At 35.0% G+C, this 19,439-nt stretch carries 20 protein-coding genes; 5 read left to right on the top strand and 15 right to left on the bottom strand.

The window, feature by feature from the left end:
- Window positions 1–42: 42 nt before the first annotated feature.
- A complete protein-coding gene (locus B5P40_RS22200) occupies window positions 43–516 on the bottom strand; it encodes a DUF4188 domain-containing protein (RefSeq protein ID WP_002128099.1) in 474 nt (157 codons plus the stop codon).
- Window positions 517–1,028: 512 nt separating this feature from the next.
- On the opposite strand from B5P40_RS22200, the gene B5P40_RS22195 reads away from it, so the two are divergent.
- Window positions 1,029–2,153 (top strand): LPXTG cell wall anchor domain-containing protein, encoded by a 1,125-nt coding sequence (locus B5P40_RS22195; protein WP_113709883.1) that lies wholly within the window; start codon window positions 1,029–1,031, stop codon window positions 2,151–2,153.
- A 72-nt stretch (window positions 2,154–2,225) separates the two neighbouring features.
- Here B5P40_RS22195 and B5P40_RS22190 read toward each other — a convergent pair whose 3' ends face one another.
- Both B5P40_RS22190 and B5P40_RS22185 read right to left on the bottom strand, forming a co-directional pair.
- A complete protein-coding gene (locus tag B5P40_RS22190) occupies window positions 2,226–2,897 on the bottom strand; it encodes an ABC transporter ATP-binding protein (RefSeq protein ID WP_002168026.1) in 672 nt (223 codons plus the stop codon).
- Window positions 2,897–3,961 carry an ABC transporter permease gene (locus B5P40_RS22185; protein ID WP_000477779.1) on the bottom strand — a complete coding sequence of 355 codons (1,065 nt, stop codon included), beginning with the start codon at window positions 3,959–3,961 and terminating at the stop codon, window positions 2,897–2,899. Before B5P40_RS22185 ends, B5P40_RS22190 begins: the two co-directional genes overlap by 1 nt.
- Before the next feature lie 183 nt (window positions 3,962–4,144).
- Between B5P40_RS22185 and B5P40_RS22180 the strand changes: the two genes are divergently transcribed.
- Window positions 4,145–4,768, top strand: coding sequence for an ArsR/SmtB family transcription factor (locus B5P40_RS22180; protein ID WP_113709882.1), 624 nt, complete (start codon window positions 4,145–4,147; stop codon window positions 4,766–4,768).
- 225 nt (window positions 4,769–4,993) lie between these two features.
- A complete protein-coding gene (locus B5P40_RS22170; protein ID WP_113709880.1) occupies window positions 4,994–6,253 on the top strand; it encodes an MFS transporter in 1,260 nt (419 codons plus the stop codon).
- Window positions 6,254–6,370: 117 nt separating this feature from the next.
- On the opposite strand, the gene B5P40_RS22165 is transcribed toward B5P40_RS22170, so the two are convergent.
- The 6 genes from B5P40_RS22165 to B5P40_RS22135 form a co-directional block, all read right to left on the bottom strand.
- Window positions 6,371–6,841 (bottom strand): DinB family protein, encoded by a 471-nt coding sequence (locus B5P40_RS22165; RefSeq protein ID WP_113709879.1) that lies wholly within the window; start codon window positions 6,839–6,841, stop codon window positions 6,371–6,373.
- Between the two features lie 237 nt (window positions 6,842–7,078).
- Window positions 7,079–8,455: a sensor histidine kinase gene (locus B5P40_RS22160; protein ID WP_113709878.1), complete on the bottom strand. Its 1,377-nt coding sequence runs from the start codon at window positions 8,453–8,455 to the stop codon at window positions 7,079–7,081.
- Between the two features lies 1 nt (window position 8,456).
- Window positions 8,457–9,134, bottom strand: a complete 678-nt coding sequence (locus tag B5P40_RS22155) for a response regulator transcription factor (protein WP_172796643.1) — start codon at window positions 9,132–9,134, stop codon at window positions 8,457–8,459.
- 235 nt (window positions 9,135–9,369) lie between these two features.
- Window positions 9,370–10,209, bottom strand: coding sequence for a YitT family protein (locus B5P40_RS22150; protein WP_000747487.1), 840 nt, complete (start codon window positions 10,207–10,209; stop codon window positions 9,370–9,372).
- Window positions 10,210–10,548: 339 nt separating this feature from the next.
- Entirely contained in the window at window positions 10,549–10,818 is a 270-nt protein-coding gene (locus tag B5P40_RS22140) for a 2TM domain-containing protein (RefSeq protein WP_000438998.1), read from the bottom strand.
- Between the two features lie 179 nt (window positions 10,819–10,997).
- Window positions 10,998–11,639, bottom strand: coding sequence for an ATP F0F1 synthase subunit alpha (locus B5P40_RS22135; RefSeq protein WP_113709877.1), 642 nt, complete (start codon window positions 11,637–11,639; stop codon window positions 10,998–11,000).
- 289 nt (window positions 11,640–11,928) lie between these two features.
- On the opposite strand from B5P40_RS22135, the gene B5P40_RS22130 reads away from it, so the two are divergent.
- A complete protein-coding gene (locus B5P40_RS22130) occupies window positions 11,929–12,960 on the top strand; it encodes a S66 family peptidase (RefSeq protein ID WP_113709876.1) in 1,032 nt (343 codons plus the stop codon).
- Window positions 12,961–13,177: 217 nt separating this feature from the next.
- A complete protein-coding gene (locus tag B5P40_RS22125) occupies window positions 13,178–13,573 on the top strand; it encodes a DUF3224 domain-containing protein (protein WP_088265356.1) in 396 nt (131 codons plus the stop codon).
- 231 nt (window positions 13,574–13,804) lie between these two features.
- On the opposite strand, the gene B5P40_RS22120 is transcribed toward B5P40_RS22125, so the two are convergent.
- From B5P40_RS22120 to B5P40_RS22095, 6 genes are all read right to left on the bottom strand, one after another.
- On the bottom strand, window positions 13,805–14,182 hold the full coding sequence (locus tag B5P40_RS22120) for a hotdog family protein (protein ID WP_002033079.1): 378 nt from the start codon (window positions 14,180–14,182) through the stop codon (window positions 13,805–13,807).
- An 85-nt stretch (window positions 14,183–14,267) separates the two neighbouring features.
- Entirely contained in the window at window positions 14,268–15,515 is a 1,248-nt protein-coding gene (locus B5P40_RS22115) for a DUF1015 domain-containing protein (RefSeq protein ID WP_002128118.1), read from the bottom strand.
- A 13-nt stretch (window positions 15,516–15,528) separates the two neighbouring features.
- The gene (locus tag B5P40_RS22110; protein WP_002185427.1) at window positions 15,529–16,701 is read right to left on the bottom strand and encodes a 3-phosphoglycerate dehydrogenase family protein; all 1,173 of its coding nucleotides are present in this window, start codon (window positions 16,699–16,701) and stop codon (window positions 15,529–15,531) included.
- A 12-nt stretch (window positions 16,702–16,713) separates the two neighbouring features.
- Entirely contained in the window at window positions 16,714–17,796 is a 1,083-nt protein-coding gene (serC, locus tag B5P40_RS22105) for a 3-phosphoserine/phosphohydroxythreonine transaminase (RefSeq protein ID WP_113710071.1), read from the bottom strand.
- 209 nt (window positions 17,797–18,005) lie between these two features.
- The gene (locus B5P40_RS22100; RefSeq protein ID WP_002084566.1) at window positions 18,006–18,197 is read right to left on the bottom strand and encodes a DUF378 domain-containing protein; all 192 of its coding nucleotides are present in this window, start codon (window positions 18,195–18,197) and stop codon (window positions 18,006–18,008) included.
- 88 nt (window positions 18,198–18,285) lie between these two features.
- The gene (locus tag B5P40_RS22095) at window positions 18,286–19,353 is read right to left on the bottom strand and encodes a glycoside hydrolase family 113 (protein ID WP_113709875.1); all 1,068 of its coding nucleotides are present in this window, start codon (window positions 19,351–19,353) and stop codon (window positions 18,286–18,288) included.
- Window positions 19,354–19,439 lie beyond the last annotated feature (86 nt).

Here is a 19,439-nt window from a genome sequence, read left to right as displayed (position 1 = left end):
TCTCCGGCAGGAACATCGAAATTATATACGAAATTTTCCGAATTATTTATTCATTCTTTTTTGAGCAGTATTAGTATCTTGAGATACCGGTATGTGTTCGGTAGCTCTAGATAAACCTGTTTTTGGCATATTAACATAGATTGCTTCAGAAGCACCTTTTTCTATTTGATAGGTTTCGTGAAAAACACCGACACTCCCATTATCTTTAATCTTATTATTGTAGGATTTCCAAGCATATGAATGATTTTTTCCGTGAGCATAGTTTACTAATTCGTCGAATCCCTTCCAGTATTGAATTAAGATTACTTTTCTCCAACTAAATAAGAATTCTGTATGTAAGAAACCCCATTGTGGATTTTGATATAATTCTTTAATCATAGGTCCCATAGCATTAAAAACTGGTATCCACTTCCAAAATTTTAATAGGTTATTAATACGCATACCAATAATAAAAACAACAAATTCTTGATCCTTGCTATTGGCTATATGCCTGCCGTTAAAAATTTTAGCCCCCACTTTAATCCCCCTTTTTTACTGAACATAAATAATGTGCAGCTCCCAAATAAACCATAACACTTTTCCATGAATCTTCCAATTGATTCAACATAGATTATGAAAGGCTGTATTTAACTATAAAGGGTATATGTTTCCTACCCTTTTATTATTAATATTTGTTCTAAACCTCCTTTTCACCAGGAACATTTTCATAATATATTTCAATAACGATAGCATTGCCGCTCCCTTTCTAAACAGAATATTTTTTAGTTCATTTGAGTTAGGACAACATCACACTCCTTCGTATTTTTTGCAAGACTAGCTTTCAACCTTGAGGGAACACCCAAAAGCTAATCAACTCCCCTACTCTATGAAATAAATAAGCGAATTTAAAAATTACATAATCATAGATTATTATGCAAATACTTCCTCTAGGCGCCGAACATGGTATATAATAATAAAATAATCTACTTCTATATGCTCAATTTTACACAAAACAGCTCATGTATATGAAAGAAAAGAGGTACAAAAATATGAAAACAAAACAAACAATCGCTGCTTCTACACTAGCTTTAGCAATGATTGCGGGATCTACCCCTACTCATGCAGAAGTAAATGAAGCTACTCCCCAGCAAAGTACGGGAGATCGCTTAGCTGAAATTAAGCAACATAGACAAGAGTTAGATGCGAAATTACAGCAGCACAAAGAAAATGTGGATCAAACATTAAATGAACTTAACCAAGTTAAGGAGAATGTTGATACAAAGGTAAATGAACTACATGAACGTAAACAAGTTGCAGATGAAAAAATTGGCGAGATTAAACAACATAAACAAGAGTTAGATGCAAAACTTCAGCAAGACAAACAAATCGCCGAAGATAAAATCGCTGAAATTAAAGAGCATAAAAAGCAAGTAGATGAAAAAGTTGCTGAAATTAAAGAGCATAAGCAAACTGTTGATGAAAAGGTTAATGAGATTAAAGAACATAAACAAACTGTCGATGAAAAAGTGAATGAAATTAAGCAGCATAAAGAAAACATCGATCAGAAGGTTAATGAACTTAAGGAAGTAAAAAAACAGGTAGATGAAAAATTAGCTGAGTTAAAAAAAGCGAAACAAACTGCTGAGGACAAACTAGCTGAAATTAAAGAAAATAAGCCGAATACAGGTAACACGTTAGAGGAACTTAAGAAAATTAAAGGCAATTTAGATAGTCTTTCCGCTAACTTAGAACTAGCTAAACAAGATGTAAAAAACAAACTAGCTGAATTACAAGAAGCTAGACAAGATTTACTAAATAAAATAAACGAAATGAAACAAGCGAAACAAACTATTTCAGACGATTTGACAAAGAAAAAACAAGACTTAGATATTAAAATAAACGATTTTAAACATACTGAGAAAAAAATTGATGACAAATTAGCTGAGTTACATACAACGAAGCAAAATGTAGATAACAAAATTAATGAAGTATCACAATCGAAACAAACGCAAACAGACAATAACAATACTACTGTTCCAGCGAAAAACAGTGCTAGAGAACTTCCTAACGCTGGTAGTGAGCAATCAAGTAACGTGCCTTTAGGAATGTTATCTGTCTTAGGTGGACTTTTATTAGTAACACGAAATAAAATTAAAACGTTCTTCTCAAAATAAAGCTATTATAACTATTTTAAAATAACCATACAAAGGCCAACCGCACATATATGTACGGTTGGCCTTTTTTCTTTATATTAACTGCCCGTCTCTAAGCGTCAATATACGATCACATACATCAAGCATTCTTTCATCATGCGTAATCATAATTGCTGCTTTTTGACTCTCTTTCACTTCACGTTTCATCATTTCCACAACTTCACGTGCACGTTTTGAGTCTAAACTTGCCGTTGGTTCATCCGCTAATATTAAATCCGGATTGTTCATGAACGCGCGAGCGATTGCTACCCTTTGTTTTTCCCCGCCCGATAGTTGATTTGGATAATGAGTTTTTCTTTCAGATAATCCAAATGCTGCTAGCAAGTGATCCGCACGTTTTTCCGATTCTTGTTTGCTGTCTTTTTTTAACTTTGCAATATAAAGCAATTGTTCTTTAACATTTAAATATGGAACAAGATTTGCGAACTGGAAAATGAAGCCGATTTTTTTCAAACGAATGTCTGTCATTTCCTTTTCTGATAACTTCGTAATATTTTGCTCACGAATGTAAATATCCCCTTTTGATGGTGATAATAAAGCACCCGCGATTGATAATAACGTACTTTTCCCTGATCCAGAAGGACCAACGATTCCGATAAACTCTCCAGCTTTCACATCAAGCGACATCGGATGAAGGGCTGTTACTTCCGTATTCCCTTCTCCGTACACTTTACTTACTTTGTCTAATTTTAATAATGAAGTCATTACATCCCGCCTCCAATTGCTTCTAATGCATCAACTTTTAATACTTGGTATAACGAAATAAGTGTTCCTAAAATACTAATTACGATAAAGATTGCTGCATATTGTGCAATCATCGGTGTTGTTAATAAGAACGGCATACCCGCTGGTAAAATTTGTTCTAATCCTTGTACAAGAACAATACTGATTACCATCGCAACGACTGATAAGAATAACGCCTGCACGACTAAGCTATTTGCTAAATAAGAATTCTTCGTACCGATTGCTTTTAATACACCTAATTGCTGTGTTTTTTGCAATGTAATGACGTAGAAGAATACACCGATTAGTAACGCAGCGATAACAAGTAAGAATGCAATGATCATCGTTAATGTTCCTTGCTCCTCTTTAAATCCTGGAATACTTTGCAGTACTTCTTTTTTGTCGATAACATGTGCATTTTTAATTTCTTTATCTGTATTCAGTGCAATTGCACTATAATCTTTTTGATTTGGTTGTGAGATAGCGCCCCATACATCTTCATTTACATAAACGACTGGTGTATGGCTAAACATTTGATCTTTCGTAAATCCAACGATTGTAAATTCTTTCTTTGAAACAGGGTCGATAATTGTATCCCCAATATCAATTCCTTTTTCTTTAATTGATTCATCAGCAACCATTTCGTTATTTGCTGTACCTAATTTCTCACCTTTTACAATTTTCGGTTCTAAAAATGAATCACGTTCACTTGAGAAAATAGCGACATCAACTTTTTTCGAACTATCTTTCTTTTCATACGTTGAAACTTTCACACGAAACGGCACTGCCTCTTTCTCGCCTACTTGACTTACTACGTTATCTACATCGTCTTTCTTAATTTGTGAACGAAGTAATTTATTTTCCGCATCATCTGCTAAAACGAACTTATTTGCCTCCATATTTTGAATCGATGAAGCATTATCGTATGATAATCCATTTGCTAATCCTGAAATGACAAGGACTAAAAATGATAATAACACCATAATAAGTCCGATTAATCCATATCTTAATTTTGATTGTTTTAATTCACGCAGAGCTAAAAACATTTCGCTCGCTCCTTCCTCTTTCTTTCTATGCACTTATCATAAAAAAGAAATATGAACGGAATATGAACAGAAGATTACAGAATGAAAATTAAATTTTCAGAAAGTATTGAAAACAATTAAAATCCTTGATACAATTCAGTCAAATAATCTTGACCGAGTAATTTAATTTGAGGAGTTGATCATTTGAAGCCCATGTTAACACTAACTACTTATAGCCAACTAAAAGCAATAAGCGATCCACTACGTGTCGAAATGATGATGCGTCTATGTGAACGTCCTTATACAGGACAACTACTATCTGAGAAATTCGGCATTCCAAGGGCGAAAATTCATTATCATTTAAAAGAATTAGAAAAGAATGGTTTTATAGAAATTGTGTATACAGAAGAAAAGAATGGCATCGTTCAAAAGTTTTATCAATCTGTCGCTAAAGGCTTCACCCCTGCCGCGAACCTATTACCTCATTTAGAAATATTAAGCGAATCAAGTCGCCAAATCTTTTTACAAATGACGGAAATGACGAAAAGCCATATTCTCGCTGCGCCAGAAGAAGCTTTTACATTACGAAAAGTAAGCGAAGACCCAGCTGAGTGGAATTACGTTTCATCCTGCTGGGAATTTGATGCTACGCCAGAACAATTTCAAGTGTGGGTGAAAAAGTTTCATGGATTAATGGCTGAATTAAACGAAATCACAAAAGACGCGGATAAAGATCCAAATAGTAAATCTTATTACATTTCTACTACTGCACTTCAAATCGACGAGCGAGCAATGCAGCGCTTTGTTAAAAAAGAAGAAAAATCATAATACGATTTTTTTTACATAAAGTGAAACTTTAATCAGTGGGGGGGTTTTGTTCATCCCCCACTGATTATTAGTTGAACCAATCGGGCTTTTACGGGCAGTTGATCCCCCCCACCTAACTTCTTTGCTTCCGCTGAATTTTGAGATGGGGGTCTTACTGCCCGTTAATGCGGGATAAACGGTCAAATTTATTTTACCGAATAAATTTATTATAAAGGAGTAGATTAAATGGACATATTGAAAAACCGGAATTTCCTCTTAATGTTTTTAGGGAGAATTTTTACAAACATAGGAGATAGCTTGTATTATGTAGCCGCGATGTGGCTCGTATACAAGCTGAGTGGTAATCCTTTTTATTCTGGATTGGCTGGTTTTCTTACGTTATTACCTTCTACACTTCAATTTCTTACCGGTCCATTCGTTGATAGATGGTCAATCAAAAACACCCTCGTCATTACACAAATTTTGCAATGCATTCTTATTTTAATCATTCCCATTACACACTACTTCGACCTACTAACAGTCCAACTACTACTCATCATCATGCCCATCGTAGCCTTTATCGAACAATTTGCCTATCCCGCACAATCGAAAGCTTTACCACTTCTACTGCATAAAACACAATTATTAAAAGGAAACTCTCTCTTTTCATTTGCGTATCAAGGCATTGACTTAATTTGTACGACTCTTTCTGGCATATTAGTAGCACTACTTAGCGCAATCACTTTATACGTAATCGACTCTTTTACATTCGCGATTACTGCCCTTTTGTTCTTTTCATTGAAAATGCCACAGCAAGCAGAAACCAATACATCACTTTCAACTAAACAATATTTCTCTGATTTAAAAGAAGGTTTTTCCATCGTCTTTCGTTCATTAATGGGCGTATTCTTAATCGGTTCAGTAGTCGCTAATTTTTCAATTGGTATGACAATGGCAATACTCCCTTCTTTCGCTGATTCTTTAGGAGGCGTGAAATCATATGGCTTCTTCTTAGCTGCTATATCAGCAGGTAGTCTCATCGGTGCATTATTCAGTTCATGGGTTGGCAAACGTAACGTTGGCCGTGTCTCTATTATTGGCTTTGCGACTGGCGCTATCTTTTGGTTTCTCTCTACGATTGTACCGTTTCAATGGCTCTCTATTATCTTATTCGGCCTAGCTTGGATTCCAATTGGTGCGACCAACATATTATTCGCGACAATTAGTCAAATTGTAATTCCAAATCAATATATCGGACGCATCAATACAGTCATAGGAAGTATGGGAAAAATTGCTATGCCGTTCGGTTCTTTAATTGGTGGATACACCGCAAATGTATTTAGTAGCCAACTCATTTTCGCTCTCGCTAGCATCGGTATTTTATTTATTTCTCTCGTATGGCTACTTCATCCGAAATTACGGGCTTTGCCGAAAGCTGATGAAATTACAGCGGATACTTTTGAAGTTCGGTTTAAAGTAGAGCGCGGGAAAGGTGCGACTTTATAGCAGGAACAAATTTAACCCCGTTCTAAATTTGGGACGGGGTTATAATTATAGTTATTTAATTTTGAATGTAAAATACCTCACTAAAAATATAACAATAGCACCAACTAAAACGTTCAATTATCGATTTGATGGCCAAGACCCCTGCATTTTCCTTAATTGAATAATTTGACCTGTATGATAAGCATCATGAAGCATAATGTCCAGTAATTTCCCCTCAAGTGAATTTTGCTCAAGCTCTTTTTCTGAAATTGCACTCAATACCTGTCTTAAATTACGTTGAGCATTTTCAGAACGTTCAACGACCTCCTTCCATTCCTTATCACCATTTGATTGCTCGGTAAGATAAAAGGTTTCATCACCGTCGAGATTATGTGTCCATTCACGGCCTTCCAAGTTTGCAGCAAGTCTCTCTTTGTAATAAATGAGATGATTAACGTTCTCCCAAATGGTTTTAGTTGCCTCTCCATATGGTTTCCAGATAGCCTGTTCGGCTGTAAGTCCTTCTATAGCATGTTTAAACGGTGCATACCAACTCTCTTTATCGAATGTGGAATCTAGTCCGTTTAAAAACAAGTCAATTCGTTTCAAAGTAATCGCCTCCCTAAATAGTTAAAGTTTCAATAAAATCCTTATAACTCTGTAGAGATTCTACATTTTTAAATAAACTTCCTGCTAATCTTATTCCACAAACTGACCCAATTGTGAAATAGAATGACTCGCATTTTTTTAAACAACTTTTTATCACTTTACACGTAAGTGATAATATATTGACCAATTGACAAAAATAAGAAGAGGCTGTTCTAAAAACAGCCTCTTCCTTTCCATCTATTTCGGAAGCTCCACCCGAACAGTCGTCCCTTCCCCTTTCGTGCTATATACCGAAACGTTTCCATTATGAAGTTCAACAATTTTCTGCACGATCGATAACCCTAAACCACTACCTTCCATGTTTCTTGCCCTTGCCGTATCTACTTTGTAAAAACGATCAAATATACGATCCATTTCTTCTTTTTCCATACCGATTCCGTTATCTGATATAGAAATGACAATACCGGATTCTAATTCTTCTACAACAAATTCAATCGTCCCGCCATCGTTTGAAAATTTAATGCTATTCGTAAAAATATTACTCCATACTTGATGTAGTAGGTTTTCATCACCTTCTATAAATATGTCCGGTACATCAAATTCAACAGCTATATCTTTTTCACGCCATTTCCATTCGAGCATAAAAATGACGTCTTTAATTTGCTTCTGCAGATTGAATTCTTTTATCTGTAAAACCTTCTCTTCTTTATCTAATGAAGCAAGCGTAAGTAACTGTTTACATAAACTAGACATCCGCTTACTTTCACCCTCAATAATTTTCAAGTAACGTTTTCTTTCCTCTTCACTCATATTCTCCGATTGTAATGTTTTCGAAAAGCCTTGTATCGAAGAAAGTGGAGATTGGAATTCATGAGAAACGTTAGAAACGAACTCTTGTCTCATTTGGTCTAATTCTTTAATGCTCTTTGTCATCTTTTGAAAATTAGTCGCTAGTGTACCAATTTCATCTTTTCGATTTTCATCTAATTCGATATCATATTCACCACTTGCAATCTTTTGAGTCGCTTTCGTAAATGTTCGAATAGGACGAACAATATACCCTGCTGCGATCGCTATAAAAATGATACTTAATACAACAATGAAACCAAGTAATACCGCTAGAAAAATTCTCATTTCACCAAATTGTTGCTGAATATCAGGGCGAATGAATAAAGCGTACTGTTTATCATCGTGTTTTAGCGGTACACCGACACTATTAATTAATTCATTATCGAAAAATCCTGTAATAAAGAGGCGCGTTGGATATGTGGAAACGCCATTAAACGTTTCACCTTGCAATACTTTATGAACGGTATCATCACTAATTGTTATCTTACGAAACGCATTCCCAATACGCTTTCCATGATTTTCGTCATCTACAATATAAATTTCATACCCTAACTTCGCAATAGACTGTAAGTATGCCTCTTTATTCTCTTCACTTTGCTTTTCATATAATGATTTTACTTCTTTAGCATACATTAAAATCTTTTCACTATTGTACGGTTTTAACTTCACTTGATAATATACGTTCGTTAATAAAAAACCGATAATACTACTAAGAAGCATAATACCGACTGTCATAAAAACAAATCTAGAATATAGTGATTTCATTTTATTTCAACCCCAACTTATAACCGAGCCCGCGCACTGTCGTAATTTGAAAATCATCTGTTCGTTTTGAAAAACGATCTCTCAGTCGCTTCACATGAACGTCAACTGTTCGTTCATCCCCTTCAAAATCCATTCCCCATACTAATTCAATTAATTCTTCTCTCGAGAATGTTCTTCCAGGATAACTAGCAAGTTGTGATAATAATTCAAATTCCTTTAATGGAAGCAAAATCGTCTGACCGTTACACTTCACTTCAAACCCTTTTCTATCAATAGTCGTTCCGTGTAATGTAATAATATCAGCACTAAGCATTTGATAACGGCGCAATAAAGCTTTCATACGGAAAATTACTTCAGCTGGTTCAAATGGTTTTACAATATAATCGTCCGTACCAGAAATGAATCCTTTTTCTTTATCGACTAGCTGATCTTTTGCAGTTAATAAAATAACAGGTATATCATGATACTTCCGAATTTCTTCGCATAACGTATAGCCATCAACAAACGGCATCATAATGTCTACTATCGCAAGATGAATATTTTCTTTCTCTAAAACGCCTTGCGCTACCTTTCCATCTTCCGCTTCAAAAACTTTAAAGCCCTCTTTTTGTAAATGGTAATGCAATAACTCTCTAATATGTTTATCATCATCAGCTAATAAAATATGTATCATCTTCATTAAACCCTCTCTTGTTCATCCTTCTACATTCTTACATTAAGAAACAATTGTACTTTTTGCAAGAAAAAGAAAAACAAACTGCTATTAGTTTTTTTGAATAAGAGTTGATACATAATACGCTACAAGCCAACATTTTAAGATAAATAAAAAGAATCTATTTTGAAAAAAATTATTCAAAATAGATTCTTTCGTTTTAGTATTAAGATTATTTTAATAAAAACAATTTCTACTCTTACTAAGCTTTAGAAATATCAACAAATCCTTCTCCGAACACATCACGAACATCGTGTATAGCGATGAACGCAGCCGGATCCGTAGTTTGAACAATCCGTTTTAGCTTCACTACTTCTTGCTTATTAATAACAATATAAAGAATTTCCTTCGGAGTTTTCGTGTAATAGCCATGACCTGAGTACACGGTAACCCCTCTGCCCATTAAGGTAGTCACCTTCCCGGCAATTTCATTCGGGTTATCAGAAATAATCGTAATAGCCTTTTTCGGATTTAAACCTTCAATTACAAACTCCATCACTTTCGTTGCTACATATAGCATAATAATTGTTATCATCAGTTTTTCTGCACCAATGATGAAATAAGATGAAAACGCAACAATTAAATCGAAGAACAGTAAACCATAGCTAATGCTCCATCCTAAATATTTATGCGTCATCCTTGCTAAGATGGTAGTACCTGCTGTTGTTCCGCCAACGCGAATAATAAGACCAATCCCGCATCCAATAAATATTCCTCCGAAAATGGCATTTACGAGCATTTCATCCGAAGCAATTGTCCATCCTTCTGTTAAATGAAGAAATAGCGAGTTCGTAACTACAGCGATAATCGTATAAATTGTTGTAATCTTATTCAAAAATTTATAACCAGCTATTAACAAAATCGCATTTAAAATTAAGTTAACTAAACCTGGTGACCATTCAAATAAATAGTACGTAATAATCGTGATACCTGTTACTCCACCCTCACCAAACTCGTTCGGAATAACAAACAAATTCACACCTAACGCAAAAAGAAATGCACCAATAATAATAAAAATAATGTCTGTCGTTCTTTTTTTCATACAGTACCTCACTTCTTATGTAAATATTTATTCTGTCATAAACTCTCACCATTATATCGTGGAATATTCAAATCGAACAGTGGTTTATTTTTATTTTAATATAGGGTAATAAAGCAACTTCATCCTATATCCACATGTAATAAAAAAAGTAAAACAACTGTATTTATTATGTACTACAAATAAAGTTTTGATTTCACATGCAATTGTTGCTAAAAAAATGAATATGAATACTCACTCGCACAAACTTCGAATACAAAGCAAATAGGCGAAGCTATAGAATAGACTTCGCCTCAAACATTTGATCACAGAGATTTATATTTATACATTCCAGAAATAAATTTACTTATCTTTCTCCATATATTCTTTAATCTTTCGTTCTTCCCACTCTTTTCCGAATATCCCAAATGGAAAAGTTGTCAATCCGTGTATAACGATACCAATCCCCCAACCTGCAAGTGGATATAAAAACCATAATTTACTTGAATCAGAGCTTATATTTATAATAAAAAGCATTAAGTTCACTAGTATATAGACCGTTAAATGAATATAAAACGCTTGTAAATTCTCTACCCTTTTTTTAGCTCGTAAATAAACCTCATCTCGCTCCACCCTTAAACACCTCTTTCCATATTGTTTTTTTCACCTTCGCTCCAGTATTAACATCATATTCTAATCGGAAATCCGTTATTCTCAAAAAAAGATAAAACAAAAAAGTACCCATCGAATTATCATACATATGATGATTCGATGGGTACTGCATGATACATTTGTTATTTACAAGCGTCTAATTAAGACCAAATCCAAACATCATCATTATTTTCAACGTTGCTCTTTACCTCATGAATTTTTTCGATATGATCCGTTGTGTTCCAGTTAATAGAACTTCCGCCCCATCCTACATACTTCATATCAATTTTCACTTTCTCACCTGTATTAAATACTTGTCCCTTCGTTAAGAAAACATCAATAATAACTTTCTTCTCGTTTAGTGATGGATACTCAACTACGACATATTTAGTAGAACCGTCTCCTTCATCTTCCATCGTTCCTACTTTTGATACTTCCCCAATTACATAATCAGGAGAACCATCTTCTTTCATGTGCATACCTAATTTATTTGACGTATTTTCAACTGTATTTGCAATCATATATTCAGTAAAATTACGCATCATAGATCCAGTAGCTTTAACCTCATCCCCTACTTTCACATTTGAAAGGGAATCTATATACACACTAACAGGTTCCTCATATTGCTTAGATTTTACGACAATTACACCGTTATCTACTTCTACTACTCGCCCTTCTAACGTCGAGAGATTCGATTCAATAGAAGCAGCACTCGCTTTTGACAGTTCTAATCCTGGTAAATTCGTTCCTGATAATGCTGCGATCCCTAAAGCACCTGCTAAAATTATTTTTTTCATACCCATATGTAACCTCTCCATTCATGATGATTATATTTTTTGATTGGATACGACCAACCTGTAACTATTATAGTTACAGGTTATAGAAAATAGCAACCATCTTTCTTATGCAATGTTGCATACTGTAATTTTCAAATATAAATCGATTATTCCTATATTCAACACGAGTGCTAAATTCTTGAATACCAGCAGGTAAACGGATTGATGATGAAGAAACTAATGTCATGCATCATATTTTTCAATACTACAGTTTGTATAATCGTAGTCCATTACATTATGTAGGAGCGGAGTTAATATGTTAAAGAAACCAAAGAGATTACAGGCAGGAGATATTGTGGCAACAGTAAGTCCTTCGTGGGGAGGAGCAGGTGATTCTGAGATAAGATGGCGATATGAACAAGGAGTAAAAAGATTAGAAGAAGTTTTCGGTCTGAAAGTTGTCCCAATGCCAAATAGTTTAAAAGGTAGCGAATTCATTTATAACACCCCACAGGCTCGTGCGGAAGATTTAATGACAGCTTTTAAAGATACGCGCGTGAAAGCCATTATTGCGAATATTGGCGGTGAAGATAGCATTCGCTTACTTCCTTATATAGATTTTAATGTGATCCGTGAAAACCCGAAAATTTTTATGGGGTACTCTGACGTTACCGTTTCACACTTGTTTTGTCATAAAGCAGGAGTTTCCTCTTTTTACGGTCCAGCAATTTTAACCGATTTTGCCGAAAATGTAGAGATGGATCCATATACAATTGAAATGGTAAATCGAACTCTCTTTTCAAATGAGAATATTGGCGAGATTCAACCAGCTCATGAATGGACGAGTGAGCGTTTAGAATGGATAGAAATAAATAAAGATAAAAGGCGTACAATGCAACAAAACAACGGATATGAGCTACTTCAAGGCTCTATCACTGTACAAGGGCGTTTAATTGGTGGTTGTATAGAAGTACTGGAATTTGCAAAAGGAACGGAACTTTGGCCTGAGAAAAAACATTGGGCGAATAGTATCCTTTTCTTTGAAACCTCTGAAGATCATCCAGAACCAAGTTATATAAAGTATTGGTTACGAAATTACGCAGCGCAAGGCATTCTGCAAAAAGCAAAAGGCATCATTTTTGGTAAACCAAAAGACGAAATGTATTATGAAGAATATAAACACGAAATACTGAAAGTTATGAAAGAACATAACTTAGAAGATTTGCCGATTCTTTATAATTTAAATTTTGGCCATACCGAACCGAAGTTTATTTTGCCTTACGGTGCGATAGCAGAAATTAATTGTGAAAATGTATCTTTCTCTATTTTGGAAAGTGGCGTGGAGTGAAAATTCAAATAAGTAGGGCCATAAGTTTTATAATTATGTTTTCCTGATCCTACAGAAAGAATAGCGTATTTTTCATTTTAGGGAGTATTTTATTAGCTTGATAGCGATATGGCAGGACTCAAATAAATAAAAACACTCTTATGAGATATGACTGTGAATTGGTACTTTTTAAATGATATGGAGATTACTTATCTAATGATAAAGGGGGATTACGTGTATGGAAGTAACATTTACAGTAAGTAAATGGGAGGAAAAACTAATCGATGATACTAGAAAAGATTTTCCTATTAATATTGCCCATGTTGAATATGATATTGATGGTGAATTAAAAGGAAAAGCTTTTGTTGAATACTTATTATATTATTTAGACTCAAATATAAATGATGGTCACTTGGCTACTGCTAAAATTTCTGGATTTTTACACTTTGAAGGAATTTATAAGGGGCAACAAGGGACATTTACAGCTATAGAGCAAGGAATATTTGATAAAGGAAATCTAGATTCCCCAGGAACAATTATTAAAGCTACCGGTAACTTAGAAAATCTGAGAGGGTCCTATAATTATCAGTTTACAGGTCAAACTAGTAAACTGATTTTAGAGTTTGAATTTTAGCAAAATACCCTATAATATAATGGAAAGGACATTTCTTGTAATACTAGGAATGTCCTTTTTGTTGACGAGCTTATTCAACTATTCTTCTATTAGTTAAGAAAAGAAAAGAGTATATTACATAACGTCTTATTATCAGTATTCAGCAATGCATAAAATTTTCGTTATGATGGAATTAAAAATCTAAGCCCGAGAGGCATGTGCCCCCCACCTATTCATTACTTTTCCTACTAACTAAAGAATAATCCCCGAAAAACTCCCCTTCATAACTTCTTTTTCAAGTTGATTTCTACATATAAACATCGCAATAATTTTTGTGCGATGTTTTTCATCGGGTTCAAATTGTTCAATAGTTACGTCACAACGAATTGTATCACCGCTAAAAACAGGACGTAAAAATTCAAAATCCATCTTGCGAGCTAGTACGTTATAGTCACCGCCAATTTTTGTAGGCAGCGTTGATGTTAACAGCCCTTGTACAACAAATCTCCCCTGCTCATCTGGTGTAACATGATGAACACCTTCATCTTTAGATACTTCTGTAAATAAAACAACATCTTCTTTTGTAAACGTTCGTTCAAAGGTGATTTTTTCGCCTACTTGCAATTTCATCGATACCCCTCCTCAAAAACACTTTTAACATAAGAAAAACCGAAACTATAATCATTTCGGTTTTTCAATCTAAAGAAGTCTATATTTATTTTAACGAATGAACAAACAACCCACTGCGCAGTTTCGGTTCAAACCACGTTGATTTTGGCGGCATAACTTCCCCTGCGTCTGCGATTGATAATAAAGCTTCCATTGATGTCGGATATAATGAAAACGCTGCTTTATATTCACCGCTATTTACAAGGCGTTCTAATTCTTCTAATCCGCGGATTCCTCCGACAAAATCAATGCGTGAATCAGATCGTGGATCATGTATTTCAAGTACTTGGCTTAATAAATGATCTTGCAGAATAGATACATCTAAACCTTTAACGAGATCATTCGCATCAAACGTTTCCTCTTTCACAGTGAGCTTATACCACTTTTCGTTTACATACATGCCAAATGATTTTGGTTCATTTGGTTTATACGGAGAACCATTTGCTTCTTCTACATAAAAGTACTGCGTAATTTGCTTTAAAAACTGCTCGACTGATAAACCATTTAAATCTTTCACAACCCGGTTATAGTCCCAAATTGATAATTCATCATGAGGGAATAAAACAGATAGGAAGAAATTGAATTCCTCTTCTCCTGTGTAATTCGGATATTGCTCTCTTCGCATTAGCCCTACTTTTGCAGCTGATGCAGAGCGGTGATGTCCATCTGCAATGTACAAGTTAGGAATATCTTCAAATGCATTTACTAAAGTGGCAATTACTTCTTCATCTGCAATTTTCCACGCAACATGCCTAACGCCATCTTCTGCTGTAAATGTAAAGATTGGCGCATGTTCTTCTTTCCAGCTTGCAATGAAACGTTTCACTTCTTCTTTTGTACGATACGTTAAAAAAATTGGCCCCGTATTTGCGTCACACACATCTACGTGGCGAATACGATCAAGTTCTTTTTCATGACGCGTTCTTTCATGTTTTTTAATTGTATCATCTTCATACTCGTCAATCGATGTACAAACGACAAGGCCTGACTGCGTTCTTCCTTGCATCGTCAGTTCATAAATGTAAAGCGCTGGCTCCTCATCTTGAACGAACACTTCTTCTTGTATAAATTGCTTTAAATTTTCACCCGCTTTTTCATATACGCGATCATCGTACGGTGAAAGTGCCGGGTCTAAATCAATTTCTGCTTTATCAACGTGTAAGAAAGAATATGGATTCCCTTTTACAACTTCTCTTGCCTCTTCACTATTTAATACGTCATACGGTAAAGCTGCTACTTGTGCTGCTTTACCTTCTACTGGACGAATAGCACGAAACGGTCGGATTTTTGCCAAGTTTCTCTCTCCTTTACACAATCATTCGAACAGCTACAACACCTGTGATTTTGCTTATATTTTCCACAATATTCTCTTTCATTATATCATCAATTCCGTTATCAATATCAATCATTGTGTACGCCCAAGAATGTTTACTACGATTAATCATATCCGCAATATTAATATGATGTTCTGCTAAGCATCCTGTAATTTGTCCTACCATGTTCGGAACGTTTTGATGCATAATTGTAATTCGTTTTTTTCCAATGTACGGAAGTTCTACGTTTGGATAGTTTACTGAATTACGAATATTACCTGTCTCTAAATATTCACGTAATTGACGTGCAGCCATTACTGCACAATTTTCTTCAGATTCAGACGTAGATGCACCAAGATGAGGCGTTGCTGTTACATTTTTCATCTTTATCACATTTTCATTCGGAAAATCTGTTACGTAATGTGTAATAATATCTTCTTCTAACGCTTTTTGAAGAGCTGTTTCATCTACAAGTTCTCCCCTAGAGAAATTGAATAGACGCATTCCTTTTTTCATCGTCTCTATAGCGTGTTCACCAATAATCCCCTTCGTTTGGTTCGTAAGAGGAATATGTAGTGTAATATAATCACACGTTGCAAAAATTTCATCTAGGCTAAACGCTCTTTGTACTTGTGTAGAAAGACGCCATGCCGTTTCAACTGATATATACGGATCATATCCAACAACGTCCATACCTAAAGATAACGCATCATTTGCAACTAAAGCACCAATTGCGCCAAGACCGATAACACCTAAACGTTTCCCTGCAATTTCTGACCCAACGAATTGCTTCTTCCCAGCTTCAACAAGCTGTGGTACTTCTTCTCCATCCAACTCTTTCGTCCAGCTCACTCCGTTTATAATATTACGGGAAGACATAATAAGGCTTGCGATAATAAGTTCCTTCACTGCATTCGCATTAGCCCCTGGCGTATTAAATACTACAATCCCTTTTTCCGTACAACGCTCAACAGGAATATTATTTACACCGGCACCAGCTCTTGCAATTGCCTTTAAATCTTCTGAAAACTCTTCTTGATGTAAAGAATAGCTGCGAAGTAAAATACCATCTGGATGACCTACTTTGTCTCCAATTTCATAGCGATTCCCATCAAAAATTTGCAAACCCTTTTCGGCAATTTGATTTAACGTCTGAACACGAAACATATCCCCATCTCCCTATCTATTTTCAAGCTCAAATTCCTTCATATAGTCTACTAATTCTTGTACACCTTGGGTTGGCATCGCATTGTAAACACTAGCGCGCATACCGCCGACTGAACGATGTCCCTTTAGCGTAACGAAACCGCGCTCTTTCGATTTTTGTAAAAACTGATTGTTAAGCTCTTCTGACGGTGTTGTAAACGGAATATTCATAAGTGACCGATACGTGGGATCAACTGGTGAAGTAAACAATTTAGATTCATCTAAAAAATTGTAAAGAAGTGAAGATTTCATTCTATTTTGTTCTTCAATCGCAGATACCCCGCCTTGTTCTTTCAACCACTCTAGTACAAGTTTTGCTACATAAATACTAAAGGTTGGCGGTGTATTATATAGGGAGTTATTTTTACTGTAAGTTTCATAGTTTAACATCGTAGGACAAGCACTATTTGCACTGCCAATTAAATCTCTTTTTATAATTACAATCGTTAAACCCGCTGGCCCTAAATTCTTTTGCGCACCCGCATATATGAGACCAAACTTCGTAACATCATATTGTTCTGATAAAACATTTGAGGACATATCCGCAACGAGCGGCACTCTTTCTAAATGGGGAATATCCATATATTTTGTCCCCTCAATTGTATTGTTCGTTGTAATATGTACATAATCTAGTTCTTCATCATTTGGTAAATCATCCATTTTAGGAATCGTAGTAAACTTCTCTTTTTCAGAAGAAGCAATCACTTGTACTTCTCCTACTTTTCCGGCTTCTTGCAGCGCCTTTTTAGACCATGAACCTGTCAGTACGTACCCAGCTTTTTTATACGTACTCATTAAATTTAACGGTATCATAGAAAATTGTAATGACGCACCGCCCTGTAAAAATAAAACTTCATACTCATCAGGAATGTTCATTAATTCACGAAGTAAGCTACTTGCTTCATCAATAATACTTTGGAAATAAGAAGATCTATGGCTCATTTCCATAACAGACATGCCTGTCCCGTTATAATTTACAAGCTCCTTTTGCACTTTCTCTAAAACTGGCAAAGGGAGTATAGATGGTCCTGCTGAAAAATTATACACTCTCTCCATCACCCAGATAACCTCCCTATTTCTCATTTTTATTATTTTTTAAACTTTCTGAATTATAACCTATATACAATACACGGTCAATTTGTTTTCCGTTATTACGGTGCAAGACGCAATGGAATCGCTTGCATGTGCACCCTGCTTTTTATAAACATACAAAAAAGTGTTAAGTACATAATCGTACTTAACACTCTAGTAATTAAGTATAATAGCTACTTACTCGTAAAGAACCGATCGAAAATTTGATAAATAGCTGAAAGACCAAAGAGCCAATAAATAGTATCCACAAGCGCCGGCATAGAACCAAACCATTTCTCAACTACATTATAATCTAACGCCACAAACAACCAATTCAAACCGCCAAGAATCACCAAAATTACTGTAAGGTATGACAAAAATTTCATTATGATTGCCCCCTAGGTGATAAGATGGTGAAAGGCCTTTCACTAAAATATATGTAATGGATTCTAAAACTTACCTATTTTATAAAATTTATTTTCGATACCAGCCATTAATAACTGTCTCTGCTTCTTTACTATGTATTTGATATGAATGATTACTATCATTAGATCCGATAAACCAAATTGAAAAACCTTTAAAATATGGCTTCGCTTCTAATACATCTCGGTAAGCACGCCACCCGTTAAGTTGTACATCTTTTGAAAACACATTCGTAATATCTGGGTTCCACGGGCTTTGTAGTCCAAGTTCACGTGCTGGCACATTAAATCCACCAAAATAAACTGGCTTTCCAGTTGTTTTATGTAATGTCTCAAGTTGCTGAACAACATTTTGGCCCCGATTGTATACTGTCGTCGCAAATAAGCTTTGTTTTACTTCTTCGTATGATGGATTTCTTTTTCCTGAAACTTCAAACCAACTATCAATACTTACAATGTCCACCTTTTTTAAATACGGGCGATTTATTTTCTCTTTAAATTCCGCCTCAAAAGAAGGATCCCAACTTGCAGTTAACCACCAGTTCATTTGATACAAAACATTTCCTTTATACTGCTGGCGAACAAAATTAATCGTATCATTCCAATATCCTTCTGCATATTCCATATTAACGAAATTAGAAGCGATTTTCAGCCCATAAATATTGTACTTACTTGTAATGGAATTAAAAATATCTTGTAAAACAACCGTTTTCCAATTCCAGAAGAAATCGTTAATATTACTAGGGTTCCACTCTGTTTCTCCAATATTTCCTTGCTGAATAAACGGAAACGCCTCCAATATAACTTGTATATTACGCTTTAATAATTCTTGAATTAAAATAATAGCTTGTTTCTTTTGCGCCTGATTAATTACCATATTAGCCGAATTCACATCCGGAATATCTACTTGAATAGGTACATTCACCGTATTTAAATTCAAGCGCTCTACATCTGCTAACACTTTCGCTACATTGCCTACTTCCCATACCGTTACGTTTCCTGATTTTATTTTTCCAGATTGAACAGTATTTACATCCGCCTGTATATTTCCCTGGAAACAAAAAGAAAACAACATGATACACACTCCTAAAAAACTTATTAAACTCTTATTTTTTTTCATAACTTTCCCCCATAATTTTTGGCTTTCTTGATTATTTTATACAATATTTCACATATATTCCAGAAAAAATTAAATACATTTCCATT

Origin of the sequence: Bacillus sp. SRB_8 (assembly GCF_003264205.1) — a bacterium.
In the GTDB taxonomy this organism is placed as follows: Bacteria; Bacillota; Bacilli; order Bacillales; family Bacillaceae_G; genus Bacillus_A; species Bacillus_A mycoides.
Note: the sequence above shows the minus strand (reverse complement) of the source record. Positions and strands in the feature narration are given on the sequence as shown.

Bases quoted from the DNA above. Each gene is read 5' to 3' on its own strand.
- B5P40_RS22195 (WP_113709883.1), top strand. From the start codon at position 1,029: ATGAAAACAAAACAAACAATCGCTGCTTCTACACTAGCTTTAGCAATG.
- B5P40_RS22190 (WP_002168026.1), bottom strand. From the start codon at position 2,897: ATGACTTCATTATTAAAATTAGACAAAGTAAGTAAAGTGTACGGAGAA.
- B5P40_RS22185 (WP_000477779.1), bottom strand. From the start codon at position 3,961: ATGTTTTTAGCTCTGCGTGAATTAAAACAATCAAAATTAAGATATGGA.
- B5P40_RS22170 (WP_113709880.1), top strand. From the start codon at position 4,994: ATGGACATATTGAAAAACCGGAATTTCCTCTTAATGTTTTTAGGGAGA.
- B5P40_RS22160 (WP_113709878.1), bottom strand. From the start codon at position 8,455: ATGAAATCACTATATTCTAGATTTGTTTTTATGACAGTCGGTATTATG.
- B5P40_RS22155 (WP_172796643.1), bottom strand. From the start codon at position 9,134: ATGAAGATGATACATATTTTATTAGCTGATGATGATAAACATATTAGA.
- B5P40_RS22150 (WP_000747487.1), bottom strand. From the start codon at position 10,209: ATGAAAAAAAGAACGACAGACATTATTTTTATTATTATTGGTGCATTT.
- B5P40_RS22135 (WP_113709877.1), bottom strand. From the start codon at position 11,639: ATGGGTATGAAAAAAATAATTTTAGCAGGTGCTTTAGGGATCGCAGCA.
- B5P40_RS22130 (WP_113709876.1), top strand. From the start codon at position 11,929: ATGTTAAAGAAACCAAAGAGATTACAGGCAGGAGATATTGTGGCAACA.
- B5P40_RS22125 (WP_088265356.1), top strand. From the start codon at position 13,178: ATGGAAGTAACATTTACAGTAAGTAAATGGGAGGAAAAACTAATCGAT.
- B5P40_RS22120 (WP_002033079.1), bottom strand. From the start codon at position 14,182: ATGAAATTGCAAGTAGGCGAAAAAATCACCTTTGAACGAACGTTTACA.
- B5P40_RS22110 (WP_002185427.1), bottom strand. From the start codon at position 16,701: ATGTTTCGTGTTCAGACGTTAAATCAAATTGCCGAAAAGGGTTTGCAA.
- serC (WP_113710071.1), bottom strand. From the start codon at position 17,796: ATGGAGAGAGTGTATAATTTTTCAGCAGGACCATCTATACTCCCTTTG.
- B5P40_RS22100 (WP_002084566.1), bottom strand. From the start codon at position 18,197: ATGAAATTTTTGTCATACCTTACAGTAATTTTGGTGATTCTTGGCGGT.
- B5P40_RS22095 (WP_113709875.1), bottom strand. From the start codon at position 19,353: ATGAAAAAAAATAAGAGTTTAATAAGTTTTTTAGGAGTGTGTATCATG.